Here is a 14,608-nt window from a genome sequence, read left to right on the forward strand (position 1 = left end):
AAGGCCGAAATTAGGCAGGGCAAGTGAAGCGGCCGATGGGCACGAGTGAACGGCGGGTGAACCTCGGCGGTCGGCCTGGTTAGGTGTTTCGCTACGAAAAGTAGTGGCTCGCGTGCGCCGAGTGAGGGAGGTAAGTTGCTTTACGGGTGCAGCACGGCGAGCAGCTCGCTGACCAGGTCCGCGTCGCGCGGGCGGGTCAGCTGCCGGCGGGCCGCCTCCGGGGAGAGCCACCGCAGGTGCGAGACCTCGGAGTTGGGCACGAAGGTGCCGCCGACCGCCTCCGCGGCCCAGTAGCGCACCTCCTTGGGGTTCCCCTGGGCGTCCCGGTAACGGGCCGTGGACAGCTCCGTGCCGAGCTCGCACCGCATGCCGGTCTCTTCAAGGACTTCCCGTACGGCCGCGTCGGCGGCCGATTCCGCACGTTTGAGCTTGCCCTTGGGGTGGGACCAGTCGGACCACTTGGGGCGGTGGACCAGGGCGATCTCGATGCCGCCGCCACCGTCGTCGGCGGGCGCCGGGCGCCACAGGACGCAGCCCGCCGCCAGCACGGTCCGTTCCCGCGCGTCGTACGTCACTGGGCCCGCACCTCCTCGCGCAGCCACGCCTGCTGGAAGGCGAAACGTGCCGCCTCCACATCGTGGCGCTGATCGGCGTGGAGCACACCCAGGGCGTAAGCGGTGGCCGGGGCGATGCGCGGGGTGCGGGCCGCGTGCGCCGCCGCGGCCGCCGCTGAGGCCGCCTCGCGGTGGACGTTCAGGGCGTGTCCGGCGTCCGCGAGGCGGGGCTCCGGGGACGCGTGGCCGAGGACGACCTCCTGGGCGTACCGGTGCAGGCGCAGCAGCGAGCGGACCTTCAGCCAGGGGGCGTCCTGCGCGTCGGGGGCCGCGTCGGCCGCGAGGCCGTGGACGAGCGCGCCCGCGTTGTAGGGGTGGCCCGCCTGGCCGAGGGGGAGCACGGCGACCGCTTCGGCGAGGTTCGCCCCGGCCGCGGCGGCCAGGCGCTCCAGGTCGTCCGTGGCGCCGCTGAACGGGACCTCGCTGGCCAGCACGGCCACGTGGTCCGCGACGGCGTGGAAGCGGGAGGAGCCGAGGGCCTGGAGGGCGGTGGAGTGGGCCCGCGTCCGGGCGAGGGTCAGCTGCCGTTCGAGGAGAGCCGCGGCCTTGGCCGCGCCCACCGCGAGGCCGCGCGGGGCGGCGCTCTCGTCACGCGACCCCGGCACCGCATTCTGCGGCTGCGACGGCGACTGGGGCTGCGCCCAGCCGTTCCTCCCCCAGTGCCCCGCCGGCCGGGACGGACTTCCGGCGGAACGCCTGCCCGCGGGGGTGCCGGGGCCTGCGGACACGGCGGCGACGGCCGCCGCACGCGGTGCGGTCGCGGGCAGCGGCGCCTCCGGCACCCCCGACAGCCGGTGCAGCGCCTCAAGGAGGCGCTCGAGGCGCGTCGCGTAGGCGTGTTCCTGGGCCAACGTGCCCGAGAGCCAGGCCAGTTCGGGGCGGAGCGAGGCGGACCACTCCGCGTCCAGGAGCGGCCGGAACGTGTGCAGCGTGCCGCCGATGCGGCGGGCCGCGCGCCGCAGCGAGCGGGCCGCCTCCAGGGCCTCCTCGGCACCCTGCGCGTCCGTCGAGGCCTCGCGGTGCAGCCGCAGCGAGCGGAGGAAGTCCGTCGCCCGGTCCTGGAGGTAGGCCGTCAGGGCATCGCCCGCGGGCCCCTGTCCCGGCCCCGGCCGCGTATCGGTGTCCGTCGTCATCTCACGGTGTTGCTGTGCCACGCCGGCGCCTCCGGGCGTCTATGAGCATCTCCTGTACGTTCCGCAGGGGCTGGCCTTCCGGGTCCGCCGCGTGGCGGGTCCAGTTGCCGTCCGCGCCCAGGTGCCAGGAGGCGGTGGTGTCCGACATGCCGGTCTCCAGGAGCCGGCTGAGGGCCGTCCGGTGCGCCGGGTCCTGGACCCTGACCAGCGCCTCGATACGGCGGTCGAGATTGCGGTGCATCATGTCGGCGCTGCCGATCCACACCTCCGGTTCGCCGCCGTTGCCGAAGGCGAAGACGCGGGAGTGCTCGAGGAAGCGGCCGAGGACGGAGCGTACGCGGATGTTCTCCGAGAGCCCCTCGACGCCGGGGCGCACCGCGCAGATGCCGCGCACCCACACGTCCACCTCCACGCCCGCCTGCGACGCGCGGTACAGCGCGTCCACGATGGCCTCGTCGACCATCGAGTTGACCTTGATGCGGACGTGGGCGGGGCGGCCCGCCCTGTGGTGCTGGATCTCCTTCTCGATGCGGGAGACGAGACCGTCGCGCAGGGACTTGGGGGCTACGAGCAGCCGGCGGTAGGTCTCGCGGCGCGAGTAGCCGGAGAGCCGGTTGAAGAGGTCGGAGAGGTCCGCGCCGACCTCCGCGTTGGAGGTGAGCAGGCCCAGGTCCTCGTAGAGGCGGGCGGTCTTGGGGTGGTAGTTGCCGGTGCCCACGTGCGAGTAGCGGATGAGGGTCTCGCCCTCCTGGCGCACGACGAGGGAGAGCTTGCAGTGGGTCTTCAGGCCGACGATGCCGTAGACCACGTGGCAGCCGGCCTCCTCCAGCTTGCGGGCCCACTTGATGTTGGCCTGCTCGTCGAAGCGCGCCTTGATCTCGACGAGGACGAGGACCTGCTTGCCGGACTCGGCGGCGTCGATGAGCGCGTCGACTATCGGGGAGTCGCCCGAGGTGCGGTACAGCGTCTGCTTGATGGCGAGCACGTCCGGGTCGGACGCGGCCTGCTCAAGGAACGCCTGCACGGACGTCGAGAACGAGTCGTACGGGTGATGCAGGAGTACGTCGCGTTCGCGAAGGGCGGCGAAGATGTCGGGCGCGGACGCCGACTCGACCTCGGCGAGGTCGCGGTGGGTGCCCGCCACGAACTTGGGGTACTTCAGCTCGGGCCGGTCCAGCTTGGCGATGCTGAAGAGGCCGGTGAGGTCGAGTGGGCCGGGCAGCGGGTACACCTCGGCCTCGCTGATCTTCAGCTCGCGCACCAGCAGGCTGAGCACGTTCGGGGCGATGGACTCCTCGACCTCCAGACGCACCGGCGGCCCGAAGCGGCGCCGCATGAGCTCCTTCTCCAGGGCCTGGAGCAGGTTCTCCGCGTCGTCCTCCTCGACCTCGAGATCCTCGTTCCTGGTGAGCCGGAACATGTGGTGCTCCTGGATCTCCATGCCGGGGAAGAGCTCCTGGAGGTGCGCGGGCGCGGCGATGACGTCCTCTATGGGGACGTAGCGCTGCGGGGACGCCTCAAGGAACCGCGAGAGCAGCGGAGGAACCTTCACGCGAGCGAAGTGCTGGTGTCCGGAGACCGGGTTGCGGACCACCACGGCGAGGTTCAGGGAGAGCCCCGAGATGTACGGGAAGGGGTGCGCGGGGTCCACGGCCAGCGGGGTCAGGACGGGGAAGATCTGCTGCCGGAAGAGCGTGAAGAGCCGGGACTGCTCCTTCTCGGTCAGCTCGTGCCAGCGCACCAGGTGGATGCCCTCGTCGGCGAGGCCGGGCGCGACGTCGTCCTGGTAGCAGGCGGCGTGCCGGGCCATGAGCTCGCGGGAGCGGTTCCAGATGAGTTCGAGGACCTCGCGGGGCTGGAGCCCCGAGGCCGATCGGGTGGCGACGCCGGTCGCGATGCGGCGCTTGAGCCCCGCGACGCGGACCATGAAGAACTCGTCGAGGTTCGAGGCGAAGATCGCCAGGAAGTTCGCCCGTTCGAGCAGCGGGGTCTGCGGGTCCTCGGCGAGTTCGAGCACCCGCTCGTTGAAGGCGAGCCAGCTGCGCTCCCGGTCCAGGAAACGGCCCTGCGGCAGCTCGGCGCCGTCGTGCCCGACCGCGGCGTCCTCGTCGTACGCGTCGAGGTCGGCGTCGATGTCGGGGTCGAGGTCGGAGACGGTGGCGGCGATGGTGGCCGGGCGGTGCGCGGCGATGGAACCCACGGAAGGCTGGGCGTGCTGGACAAGTCCCTGCGTGTTCTGCTGGCTCATACGGCCATTCTTCCGCCCGGGCACGACGATGGGCGCGTCGGAGAGCGCGGGAGCGAGGTGGAGCTTCCCGTTTGCCTGGGAAGCGCTCCCGTTCTCCGGGGACGGGTCGGGCTCGGCGGGCTGCATTGAGCGAGCGTCGCAAGCCTGTCTGAATGAGCGGTTACGGCGACATGACGTGCGGGACATCGGCCGAAGGCCCCCGGGCGTCCACGGCGCGGGGGCCTTCGGTGACCGTACGGTTCAGGCCGCGCGGCGGCGCAGGAGGCGGAATGCCGCGTAGGTGACGGCGGCGGCCAGGGCCAGCAGGATGCCGGTCTCCACGAGCTGGAGGGGCCAGAAGTGCGACGAGGGGTGGAAGTCGGAGTACCAGCCGGTGACTTGGTGTTCGTCGTAGCACCTTTCCGGGTCCGGGCTCCAGCACAGCGAGTCCGGGAGCCGTTCTCCGTCGACTCTGAGCATGCCGTGTTCCAGTGGGAGCCCGAAGTTGGGCGTGGTGGCCCCGGAATACGTGCGGGCCCAGGTCGCCGTCTCGCTGGCCCACAGGTGGGGGCGGGCCAGCGGCAGCAGGACGATCACGCCCAAGGTGACGGCCGTGGCGACCGCCATCGCGGGCAGCACGCGGCGCACCAGGAGCCCGGTGAGGGCGCCGATGGCGAGGCCGAGCAGGGCGTACCCGATGCCGACCGTGCCCAGGGAGCCGTACATGGCCCGCTCGTACCAGGCCCCCCGGACGTACTCCAGCTCGGGACCGGTGGACCACGCCCAGCGCTGGACCGCGGTGAACAGGACCACTCCGCTCACCATGAGCCCGGCACACACGGCAAGCCGGGCGCCGAGCCAGCGGGCCGGGGTGACCGACTGCGTCCACGCCCATTTGTACGTGCCCGACTCCAGGTCCCGCGCGACGATCGGGCCCGCCACGAACGCCCCGATCAGGCAGGGCAGGCCGAGCATGGCCATGCCCGCGTAGTCGAGGTTCCTGCCGAACTGGAGCTCGGCGTCGAGGTAGCCGCGAACCGGGCCGCCGCAGTCCGGCGTGGTCTTGCTGATGACGCAGTCCGTCGCCGCGAAGACGTCGGCCGCGTGGCCCACCCACAGCCGGTCGGCGGCCAGTGCGGCGGCGCCGAGCGCGAACAGGCCGAACAGGATCCACAGGGCCGTGCGGTGCTGGCGCAGCACCGCGCGGTACGGGCCCGGGAGGGCGAAGGCGGCACGGCGGCCCTGCCGCTCGGCGGGCACGGTCGTCGTCGCGGTCACGCGGACACCCCCAGATCCCGCGCACCGTGCTCCCGGGGCGTGCTGCCGGGGGAGAGGAGCGGCGGCGCCTGTGGTGCGCGCAGGTGGGCCAGCAACAGTTCCTCCAGGGAAGGTTCTTCGACGTCCCACCCGTCGGGGACCGGGCCCTCGGTGCGGATCAGCGCGGTCAGGCCGCGCCCCGCGGCGCGGGACTCGACGACGGTGTGCGGGTGGAGAAGGTCGGCCGGGCCGCGGCCCGTGACCAGGCGGTGCGCGCCGATCAGGTCGTCGATGCCACCGGCGAGCCGGATGCCGCCGTCGGACACGAGGAGCAAGTAGTCGCAGGCGTCCGCCAGTTCGCTCACGATGTGCGAGGACATGACCACCGTCGTACCGTGCTCGGCGGCCTCCGCCATCAGGGTGCCCATGAGCTGGTGCCTGGCGAGCGGGTCGAGGTCGGCCATCGGCTCGTCGAGGAGCAGGAGTTCGGCGCGCTTGCCGAGGGCGAGGGCGAGGGCGACGCGGGTGCGCTGGCCGCCGGAGAGGGTACGGACGCGGGTGGTGCGGTCGAGACCGCCGACACTCACGATGCGTTCGGCGGCCTCCATGTCCCAGATGTGGGCGTTCAGTTCGGCGCCGAGCCACAGGGTGTCCGCGATGGTCAGCTGCGGATGGAGCGGCTTGTCCTGGGCGACGTACGCGATGCGCTCCCGCGCCTTCGCGGGGCCCGTGCCCAGGACGCTGATCGTGCCCTCGGTGGGGCGGTCGAGGCCCGCCGCGAGGGTGAGCAGGGTCGACTTGCCCGCGCCGTTCGGGCCGACGAGCGCGCAGACGCGGCCGGCGGGCAGGCGGAACGTGCAGTCCCGCAGGGCGTATCGGCCCCGCCCGAAGCGTTTGGTCAGTGCGGTCGCCGCTATGGCGGTGTCGGTCATGCGGGGTCCCCCTCGTGTTCCTGAACTCGGCTCTGCCGTTCGCCGAACTGCTCTTCCAGTACGGCCGTGAACAGCGCCGCCACGTCGTCCCTCTCCAGACCCGCCCGGTGCGCCCGCGCGGCCCACTCGGCGAGCTCCCCCCGCAGCGGCGAGTCGGCCGGTGCGCTGCCCAATGTCCGGCGCACGAAGGTGCCGAGGCCGCGCCGCGCCTCGACCAGGCCCTCCCGCTCCAGCTCGCGGTAGGCCTTCAGCACGGTGTTCGGGTTGATGGCGGTGGCCTCGACCACCTCGCGGGCCGTGGGCAGCTTGTCGCCGGGCTCCAGCAGGCCGAGGCGCAGGGCCTGCCGGGTCTGCTGGACGATCTGGAGATAGGTGGCGACGCCGCTGCGCCGGTCGATCCGGTACTCGACCACTGCCTTCCACCACCCTTTCACTAATTGAGTAGTGAAAGGGTGGTGGAAAAGAGGGGCGGCGTCAAGTGACGCCGCCCCTCGACTGACCGGTTACGTGACTAGTTAGGTGACCGGTTACGCGAGTGAATCCGCCGGTCAGGACTCCGTGCGGTACATCAGATCCGTCTCGTGCGTGACGAAGCCGAGCCGTTCGTAGACATTCACGGCGGCCTTGTTGTCCGCGTCGACGTAGAGCATCGCGGTCGGCAGGCCGGCCCGCGCGAGGTGGCGCAGCCCCGTCGTGGTCAGCGCCTTGCCGAGGCCGCCGCCCTGCGCGCCGGGCCGCACGCCGACCACGTACACCTCGCCGAGACGTTCCTGCTCGTGGACCTTGGTCCAGTGGAAGCCGATCAGTTCGCCGTCGCTCTCGCGCTCGGCGAGGAAGAAGCCCGCCGGGTCGAACCACGGCTCGGCCTTGCGGTCGTCCAGGTCGCGCTGGGTGAGGGAGCCCTGCTCGGGGTGGTGCGCGAAGGCCTCGGCGTTCACCGCGAGCCAGGCCGCGTCGTCCTGCCCCGGCACGAAGGCACGAATGGTCACGCCCTCGGGGAGGACCGGGTCGGGCAGGTCGAGGTCGGTCAACGGGCGCCGCATCTGCCGCAGTTCGCGGAAGAGCGCGAGGCCGAGGACCTGCGCCAGGTGCCGGGCGGCGGAGTGCCCGCCGTGCGCCCAGACGCGCAGGCGCCGCCCCGACTCGGCGAGCAGTGCCGCGCCGAGCGCCCTGCCGTGCCCGTGTCCGCGCCGCCCGGGGTGCACGACGAGCTCGGCGGCGGGCGCCTCCACCGGGTCGGTGTCCTCCAGCTGCGCGTATCCGACGAGGTCGTCGCCCACGCCGAGCAGCAGATGCCGGACGCCGTCGCGTGCGCCGCCCCTGAGCTGCAGCCGCCCCTGCTCGGAGACCGCCTGCTGGCCGTCCGTGCGGGCGGCCTCGGCGAGCAGGCCGAGCACGGCGTCGGCCTGCGCGGGGGAGAGCGCGTCGAGGGTGTCGATCTTCCGGAGGGGCGCGGGTGCCTCGGCGGGCCGGTCGTCAGTCATGAGTCGAGCGTACGGGTTGCGGCGGGGCGCCCCCGGGCGGAACCATGCCGGAAGCCCGCCACCGGTCATCCCCGTCACCCCCCGGAACGACGTCCTCCCGCCGGTCCGTGCCCCGACACCAGGATGTAACCGGCAACCCTCTGTTCCGCTACGCGCGTTGACTCTAGGCTGCCGACGGTCCCATTCTTCTCACACCATCCCGGGGGAACACGTGTCCGCCATAGCGAAACACCGAAGGCCCAGGCGCCGTGCCACCCACGTCCTCGCCGTGGCGGCAGGGCTCGCCACGGTCGGCGCGATGGCGGCAGCGCTGCCCGCCGGGGCCGGGCAGGACCACGGGGACGGCGGAAGGGGCGGCAAGAGCCGCACGGTCGACGTGCAGTTGCTGTCCTTCAACGACTTCCACGGCAATCTGCAGCCGCCCGCGGGCTCCTCCGGGCAGGTCACGGAGAAGCAGGCCGACGGGACCGAGAAGAAGATCGACGCGGGCGGCGCCGAGTACCTCGCCACGTCGCTGCGGACCGCGCGCAAGGGCCATCCCTACAGCGTCACCGCCGCCGCGGGCGACCTCATCGGGGCCAGCCCGCTGCTCTCCGGGCTCTTCCACGACGAGCCGACCGTCGAGGCGATGAACAAGCTCGACCTGGACGTCACCAGCGTCGGCAACCACGAGTTCGACGAGGGCGCCGCCGAACTGGCCCGCATGCAGAACGGTGGCTGCCACCCCAAGGACGGCTGCTTCGAGAAGGACAAGCACGGCAAGGGCAAGAAGTTCGAGGGCGCCGACTACCCCTACCTCGCCGCGAACGTCACGAGCGAGAGGACGGGCAAGCCGGTCCTCAAGCCGTACTGGGTGTGGAAGCACAAGGGCGTGAAGGTCGGCTTCATCGGCGTCACCCTCGAAGGCACCCCGGACATCGTCTCCGCCGACGGCGTCAAGGGGCTGAAGTTCCACGACGAGATCGAGACCGTCAACAAGTACGCGAAGATCCTCGACAAGCAGGGCGTGAAGTCCATCGTCACCCTCATCCACGAGGGCGGCGTGCCGAAGAGCCAGACGTACAACTACGACTGCGACTCCCCGGGCGCGGGCGACGGCATCTCGGGCCCGATCACCACCATCGCCAAGGGCATCACGCCCAAGGTCGACGCCCTCGTCACCGGCCACACGCACAACGCGTACGTCTGTACGATCCCGGACCCGGCCGGCAACCCGCGCATGGTGACCTCCGCGTCGTCCTTCGGGAAGCTCTACACGGACACGACGCTCACGTACGACCGCAGGACCAAGGACATCGTCCGCACCAGCGTGAAGTCGGCGAACCACGTCGTCAGCCGGGAGCAGGCCAAGGCCCCCGACATGACCTCGCTCATCGGGCGCTGGGACAAGCTCGCCGCGCCCGTCGCCAACAGGCCCGTCGGCTACATCTCGGCGGACATCCCCGGCCGCGGCGCGGGCGTCCCCGAGTCCCCGCTCGGCGACCTCATCTCCGACGCGCAGCTCGCGCACGCCAAGTCCCTCGACCCCGAGGCCGATCTCGCGCTGATGAACCCGGGCGGCATCCGCTCCGACATCGTCTTCAAGGCGAGCGGCGCCGAGGGTGACGGCGTCGTCACCTACGGCGAGGCGTTCACCGTGCAGCCGTTCAGCAACACCGTCAATCTGGTCGACCTGACCGGCGCGCAACTCGTCGCCGGCCTGAAGCAGCAGGTCAGCGGCAGCAACGAGGCCTCGCCGAAGATCCTTCAGGTCTCCGAAGGGCTGACGTACACGCTGGACATGACCAAGTCGGGCGCGGACCGGGTCGTCGCCGACTCGATCAGGCTGAACGGCAAGGCGATCGACCCGGCGGCCACCTACCGCGTCGCGATGAACTCCTTCCTCGCGGGCGGCGGCGACGGTTTCGCCGAGCTCGGCAAGGGCACGAAGCCGCTCGTCGGCAGCGACGACCTGAAGGCGTTGAGCGACTACATGAGCGCCAACTCCTCGGCGGACAAGCCGATCGCACCGCCGAAGGCCGACCGGATCACGGTCGTCAAGTAGGCGCGGGGCAGGCCGGTGGTAACGGACGTCACGCCGGTTTCCGGCCGGTGGCCCGGAAGTGACGTGAGCTTGAAAACAGCGCGTTAACGGGAACCGGCCGATACCGGGTGTTACCGGGTGTAAGGCTTGGGGTGGGGTGTGAACGTATGGTGAGATCACTTGATGCGTTCCCCCCACCGCATGGCCCCGCGTCCCTCGGATGCCCCGCTCGACGACCGTAACGATCAGCCGGACGACACCGCCGAACTGCCCGCCGCCAAGTACGCCAACCCGTACGACGAGCTGGCCGCGCTCGCGCCGAACCCGCTGGAGGAGTTCCTCCACGACGAGAAGGACGCGAAGGACGCCGAGACCCCCTGGACGCCGCCCAACCACCGCCGCGGCAGCCGGCGCGCCCGTGGCCGCGGTCGGCGCCGCACCCGGTTCGCTGGCCTGCCGCTCGCCGCGAAGGCCCTGGTCGCCGTCCTCGTCGCCACCGCGTTCCTCGCACTCGGCGACCGCTGGGCCCTCCTCTACGCCGAGCACGAGGCCGCGGAGAAGCTCAAGGACCAGATGCACCTGAGCGCGGCACCCGAGGTCGACATCGAGGGGTTTCCCTTCCTCACCCAGGTACTCGACAAGCGCGTGGACAAGGTCAAGGTCACCGTCCCGGACGTCGCCGCCGACCGGATCTCCCTCGCCAAGGTCTCCGCGACCGCCACGGACGTGACCATCGAAGGCGACGGGCCGACCTCGATCACGGGCGTCCGCATCGGCGAGATGAAGGGCGAGGTCCTGCTCTCCTTCGACGACCTCAACCGCGAACTGGGCGCCTCCCAGGTCACGTTCACCGGCCGCGGCCACGACGAGGTGCTCGCCCGCGGCACGCTGCCCGTCGCGGGCCACGACCTGAAGGTCCGCGCCGACGCCCGCATCCAGCGCAACGGCGACCGCGGCGTCTCCACCGACATCGGCGGCATGCGCCTGCAACTCGGCGACCTCGCGACCTACCGTCCTGGCACGCGCGAGACGGAGGGCCTGCACCTGTCGAAGGAGTCCGCCGACCGCGTGGCCGAGGAGACGTCGAAGGCGAAGGCGCTGCTCTCCGTCCCGGCGATCGTCAAGCGCCTCGGCGTCCCGGACGACGTGGTGCGCGGGGCCCTGAAGAGCGACGCCAAACTCAACGAACTCACCGGATCACCGAAGTTCGTGAACGACGTGATGGGCCTCAACCTCATCGACGTCGCGATGGGCCACCCCGAGCTCCTCAAGAAGCTCGGCCTCGACCCCGCCCTCCTCAAGGGCCTCGCGGGCCTCACCCGCCCCGTCCTCGCCGACCGCCTCACCCTCGCCTTCCAGCTGCCGAAACTGCCGGGCACCGGCACGATGGCGCTCCAGGACGTGAAGGTGGAGAAGGAGGGCATCCGGGTGCGGATAGCGGGGGCCGGGATCGGGATCGGCGACTAGAGCCTGTCTAAGACAGGCCCTAGTCGCCCCGGCGGGCCGTGGCGCCGGTCGCGGGATTCAGGAGGCCGTCGCCTCCGAAGGGGGCGGAGTCGGCGCCCCCGGCAGCCGCACCGAAGCCTCCGTGCCGCCCCCGTCCGCCGCCCGCAGCGCCACCTCGCCGCCGCACTGCTGCACCGTGCGCGCCACGATGGACAGGCCGAGGCCCGAGCCCGGCAGGGAGCGTGCGCCCGGTGAGCGCCAGAACCGGTCGAAGACGTGCGGCAGTTCGTCCGCGGAAATGCCCGGCCCGTGGTCACGCACCCGCAGATGGCCGCGGTCGAGGGTGACCTCCACCGTGCCGCGGGGCGGGCTGAACTTCACCGCGTTGTCCAGGACGTTGACGACGGCCCGCTCCAGGGCGGGCGGTTCCGCGCGTACGTACCAGGGCGCGAGCTCCGCCGTGATCGTCAGCTCGGGGCCGCGCAGCCGGGCCCGCTCGATGGCCGTCCTGGTGATCTCGTGCAGGGCGACCACCTGCACCTTGCCGCCACTGGCCGCGGCGTCGGGCCGGGAGAGCTCCTGGAGGTCGCCGATGAGCGCCGCCAGTTCACTCATCTGCGCGGTGACCGAGGTGAGCAGCGCCTTGCGGTCGTCGGGCGGGATGGCCCGGCCCGTCTCCTCGCTGCGGGCGAGGAGTTCGATGTTGGTGCGCAGCGAGGTGAGCGGGGTGCGGAGTTCGTGGCCCGCGTCGGCGATCAGCTGCTGCTGGAGGTCGCGCGAGGAGGCGAGCGCGGCGGCCATGGAGTTGAAGGACTCCGACAGGCGGGCGATCTCGTCGTCGCCCTCGACGGGGATCCGGAGGGTCAAGTCCTCGGTGCGGGCGACGTGTTCCACGGCTGCGGTGAGCTGGTCGACCGGGCGCAGGCCGGTGCGGGCCACCCAGAGGCCCGCGGCGCCCGCGCCCACGACGCCGATCCCGGCCACGAAGAGGAGGATCAGGGCGAGGTCGTCGAGGGTGTCGTCCACCTCGCTGAGGGGGCGGGCCACGGAGACGGCGAGCGAGAGCTGGGGGTACTCCTCCAGCGGGTAGGTGTAGACGCGGTACTTCTCGCCGTTGGACGCGGTGGCGTTGTGATAGTTCGCGGACTCCTCACGCTCGGCCACCGCGGTGTCCTCGCTGCCGACAGCGATCTCCTGGCGGCCCAGGACCACGCAGCTCGTGCCGTTCTTGGCCACGACCTGGATGGTCTGCTTGAACAGGTCGGGATTGTCGCGGCCGGGAATCTCACGCAGGCACTTCGCGTTGCCCGCCACCGCGTCGATGTCGATCCGTTGCGTCACCTCGCCGGGCTGGGGCCGGTTGCTGCTCAGCGCGCTGTCCAGCGAGTCCATCAGCGCGTTGCGCACCACGAACCAGCACGTCACCGCGGCCGCCGCGACCGCGAGGGTCACCGCTGCGGTGACAAGCAGCGCGAGCCGCGAGCGCAATGGCAGCCCGCGGAACCCCCGCACCAGCCCGTTCACTCCCCGCCCCGCAGCACGTACCCCACGCCCCGCACCGTGTGCACCAGGCGCGGTTCGCCGCCCGCCTCCGTCTTGCGCCGCAGGTACATGACGTACACGTCGAGGGAGTTGGACGACGGCTCGAAGTCGAAGCCCCACACCGCCTTGAGGATCTGCTCACGGGTGAGGACCTGGCGCGGATGCGCGAGGAACATCTCCAGGAGGGTGAACTCGGTGCGGGTCAGCTCCACGGTCCGCTCGCCCCGCGTGACCTCGCGCGTCGCCAGGTCCATCCGCAGATCGGCGAAGGCGAGGATGTCGCCGTCGGCGGCCTGCCCGGCCGGGGCGTACGAACTGCGGCGCAGCAGCGCCCGGATGCGGGCGAAGAGCTCGTCCAGCTCGAAGGGCTTGACCAGGTAGTCATCGGCGCCCGCGTCGAGACCGGTGACGCGGTCGCCGACCGTGTCGCGCGCGGTCAGCATCAGGATCGGCGTCGTCGACCCGGTGGCGCGGAGCCTGCGCGCGGCGGTGAGGCCGTCCATGCGGGGCATCTGGATGTCGAGTACGACCAGGTCGGGGCGGTACGCGGCGGCCTTGTCGAGCGCGTCCGCGCCGTCGACGGCGACCTCCGTGCCGTACCCCTCGAAGGCGAGGCTGCGCCGCAGCGCCTCGCGCACGGCGGGTTCGTCGTCCACGATCAGGATGCGCTGCTGCTCGCGGTCACCGGTGCGGTCGCCTTCGGCGGGGCTCATGGGCTTCGGACTTCCTCGGGTACGGGACGGACTGGGCCGGTATCAGCCTCGCACGCGGGCCAGGGACGTGCGGCGCGCGGCCGGGCGTACGACTGCGGGAGATCAGGTCGTCGAGCCGGACCGCAGCTTGCCGAGGTCGTCCTTGACCGTGTCGACCGGGATGGCGAAGCCGAGGCCGACACTGCCGGACGCGGTCTCGGCGCTGCTCTGCCCCTGCGACGAACTGGGCGTGTACATCGCGGAGTTGATGCCGATGATGTTGCCGTTCATGTCGATGAGGGCGCCGCCGGAGTTGCCGGGGTTGAGCGACGCGTCGGTCTGGAGCGCCTTGTACGTGGTCTTCGACGAGCCGGTGTCGCCGTTGAACTGCCGCCCGTCGAACTCGAAGGGCCAGCCGTCCCGCGGGTTCTGCTGCGGCTCCTGGCCGTCGCCCGTGGCCACCGTGACGTCGCGGTCGAGCGCGGAGACGATGCCGCTGGTGACGGTGCCGGTCAGGCCCTCGGGCGAGCCGATGGCGACGACCTCGTCGCCGACCTTGACGTTGTCGGAGTTGCCGAGGGTCGCGGGCTTCAGGCCCGCGGCGTTCTTCAGCTGGATGAGCGCGAGGTCCTTCTTGCTGTCGGTGCCGACCACGTCGGCCGCGTACGTCTTGCCGTCGCTCGTCCGCACCTTGATCGACGAGGCGCCTGCGATGACGTGGTTGTTGGTGACGATCTCGCCGTCGCTCTTGGTGATCACGCCGGAGCCGGTCGACTTGCCCTGCGCGGTCGACGCGCTGATCTCGACGATGCTGGGACTGACCGCCTCGGCGACCCCGGCGACGGTGCCCTTCTTGCTCGTCGGCACGACGTTCGTACTGGTGGCGGAGGAGCCGCCGTCCTTGTCGGTGAGCGTCTGCACGGCGTACGCGGTGCCACCGCCCACCGCGGCCGCCGCGATGGCGACGGCGGTGAGCAGGGCCGCGGGACCCTTGACGCGACGGCGCCGCGGGGCGGGCGCCTGCGGGGCCTCCGGCGCGTGAGCGGGCGGGGGCGGGTACGCGCCGTGCGGGTGCGCGCCCTGCGTACCGCCGTGGTGCACAGGCGCTGCCGACTGCTGCTGGGGGTACTCGCCGCTGTGGCGGAAGCTCTCGGTCATGACTATGAGGCTGTCGGGCGTTCATGAGAGCTGCCTGAGTACGTCCTGAGAAGCCCGGCAGAAGTGCGTATGCCCGATATAAAGGCGCGTGCCGTCCCGC

12 protein-coding genes are annotated in these 14,608 nt (G+C 71.7%); 2 read left to right on the top strand and 10 right to left on the bottom strand.

From position 1 onward, the window contains the following. Positions 1-140: 140 nt before the first annotated feature. The 7 genes from ACFVYR_RS28175 to mshD form a co-directional block, all read right to left on the bottom strand. Positions 141-575 (bottom strand): NUDIX hydrolase, encoded by a 435-nt coding sequence (locus tag ACFVYR_RS28175; protein ID WP_384261487.1) that lies wholly within the window; start codon positions 573-575, stop codon positions 141-143. Then, complete coding sequence (locus tag ACFVYR_RS28180; RefSeq protein ID WP_384261489.1) at positions 572-1,768, bottom strand: CHAD domain-containing protein; 1,197 nt, start codon at positions 1,766-1,768, stop codon at positions 572-574. The genes ACFVYR_RS28175 and ACFVYR_RS28180 overlap by 4 nt, the downstream gene beginning before the upstream one ends. Next, positions 1,749-4,121: an RNA degradosome polyphosphate kinase gene (locus ACFVYR_RS28185; RefSeq protein ID WP_384261492.1), complete on the bottom strand. Its 2,373-nt coding sequence runs from the start codon at positions 4,119-4,121 to the stop codon at positions 1,749-1,751. Before ACFVYR_RS28185 ends, ACFVYR_RS28180 begins: the two co-directional genes overlap by 20 nt. Positions 4,122-4,235: 114 nt before the next feature. After that, positions 4,236-5,252 carry a hypothetical protein gene (locus tag ACFVYR_RS28190; protein ID WP_384261494.1) on the bottom strand — a complete coding sequence of 339 codons (1,017 nt, stop codon included), beginning with the start codon at positions 5,250-5,252 and terminating at the stop codon, positions 4,236-4,238. Continuing rightward, the gene (locus ACFVYR_RS28195) at positions 5,249-6,163 is read right to left on the bottom strand and encodes an ABC transporter ATP-binding protein (protein WP_384261496.1); all 915 of its coding nucleotides are present in this window, start codon (positions 6,161-6,163) and stop codon (positions 5,249-5,251) included. The genes ACFVYR_RS28190 and ACFVYR_RS28195 overlap by 4 nt, the downstream gene beginning before the upstream one ends. Continuing rightward, a complete protein-coding gene (locus tag ACFVYR_RS28200; RefSeq protein ID WP_384261499.1) occupies positions 6,160-6,576 on the bottom strand; it encodes a GntR family transcriptional regulator in 417 nt (138 codons plus the stop codon). Before ACFVYR_RS28200 ends, ACFVYR_RS28195 begins: the two co-directional genes overlap by 4 nt. A 135-nt stretch (positions 6,577-6,711) precedes the next feature. After that, entirely contained in the window at positions 6,712-7,647 is a 936-nt protein-coding gene (gene mshD, locus ACFVYR_RS28205) for a mycothiol synthase (protein WP_384261501.1), read from the bottom strand. A 211-nt stretch (positions 7,648-7,858) separates the two neighbouring features. On the opposite strand from mshD, the gene ACFVYR_RS28210 reads away from it, so the two are divergent. After that, positions 7,859-9,691 carry a bifunctional metallophosphatase/5'-nucleotidase gene (locus ACFVYR_RS28210; RefSeq protein WP_384261503.1) on the top strand — a complete coding sequence of 611 codons (1,833 nt, stop codon included), beginning with the start codon at positions 7,859-7,861 and terminating at the stop codon, positions 9,689-9,691. Between the two features lie 162 nt (positions 9,692-9,853). Further along, positions 9,854-11,137: a DUF2993 domain-containing protein gene (locus ACFVYR_RS28215; RefSeq protein ID WP_384261505.1), complete on the top strand. Its 1,284-nt coding sequence runs from the start codon at positions 9,854-9,856 to the stop codon at positions 11,135-11,137. A 57-nt stretch (positions 11,138-11,194) separates the two neighbouring features. Here ACFVYR_RS28215 and ACFVYR_RS28220 read toward each other — a convergent pair whose 3' ends face one another. The 3 genes from ACFVYR_RS28220 to ACFVYR_RS28230 form a co-directional block, all read right to left on the bottom strand. Beyond that, positions 11,195-12,640 (bottom strand): sensor histidine kinase, encoded by a 1,446-nt coding sequence (locus tag ACFVYR_RS28220; RefSeq protein ID WP_384261508.1) that lies wholly within the window; start codon positions 12,638-12,640, stop codon positions 11,195-11,197. Continuing rightward, a complete protein-coding gene (locus tag ACFVYR_RS28225; RefSeq protein ID WP_384261510.1) occupies positions 12,637-13,371 on the bottom strand; it encodes a response regulator transcription factor in 735 nt (244 codons plus the stop codon). The genes ACFVYR_RS28220 and ACFVYR_RS28225 overlap by 4 nt, the downstream gene beginning before the upstream one ends. 102 nt (positions 13,372-13,473) lie before the next feature. Beyond that, a complete protein-coding gene (locus ACFVYR_RS28230) occupies positions 13,474-14,508 on the bottom strand; it encodes a S1C family serine protease (RefSeq protein ID WP_384261512.1) in 1,035 nt (344 codons plus the stop codon). Positions 14,509-14,608: the final 100 nt, after the last annotated feature.

Origin of the sequence: Streptomyces sp. NPDC058284, assembly GCF_042881135.1 — a bacterium.
GTDB lineage: Bacteria > Actinomycetota > Actinomycetes > Streptomycetales > Streptomycetaceae > Streptomyces.